The sequence below is a fragment of the Bacillus sp. AY2-1 genome, from assembly GCF_008368965.1.
GTDB lineage: Bacteria > Bacillota > Bacilli > Bacillales > Bacillaceae_G > Bacillus_A > Bacillus_A thuringiensis_S.
Window position 1 is genome coordinate 1 of the sequence record NZ_QPEL01000305.1, and the last position, 751, is coordinate 751.

Consider the following 751-nt stretch of genomic DNA (forward strand, 5'->3'; position numbering starts at 1 on the left):
GAGTATATAAAAAACTGCCTGCAAAACCTTAGACATATCTCTAAGATTTTGCAGGCAGTTTTTCTGTAAAGAAATATAATTTATATTAAAACAATAACTAAAACTTGGTTTTATGAGGATGTTTTCAGTTTGATCACACTAAGTTTAGACTTCTTGAATTTGAAAGTATAGACTTAAAAAACGCCCCATTCAAGACGTTTTTTTCCATGTTTATATCAATTTTTTAAACATGGTCATGTTCAGGTAAAGGTTTGAACATGTTTTCCATATGGATTGGCCCTATATTATTTGCTAATGGAAGTAAAATTTCTTTATAAATTAAAGAAGACAAATTTATTATAATATTTTAACTTAATATCCATGTGACACTCTAAATTGTCACATAGATATTTTCTAAACCTCTATTTTTTTATCAACCTGTTTTAACTCCCTCCCCAGCCCCCTACATTGTAATTTTAATAATCTAGTCTCTGCACATACCTTTTTTATTTGTAGAAAATCTATAGTACAATAAATAACTAAAAGATCTATTTCCAGATTGTCCTCATTTATGTACCTTTCAGTTCATTTTCTGCTATTAGTTCCTGTGTTACATACATCAAATACATAATGACTGGGAGAATTAGATAACTAACAGTTTTACCTTTATCAGTAATAGGATGCCTTTCTTCGACTAGAATGACTTTTATTATTAACAGAGTTTCCCTAGAGCAAATGTAACAATTTATGAGTAGAAGAATATTTCCTGAAC

The 751-nt window shown here is 28.8% G+C and carries 1 protein-coding gene; it reads right to left on the reverse strand.

From position 1 onward, the window contains the following. Positions 1–548: 548 nt before the first annotated feature. On the reverse strand, positions 549–751 hold a 203-nt coding region (locus DN403_RS31595; protein ID WP_218948253.1), incomplete at its 5' end, for a hypothetical protein.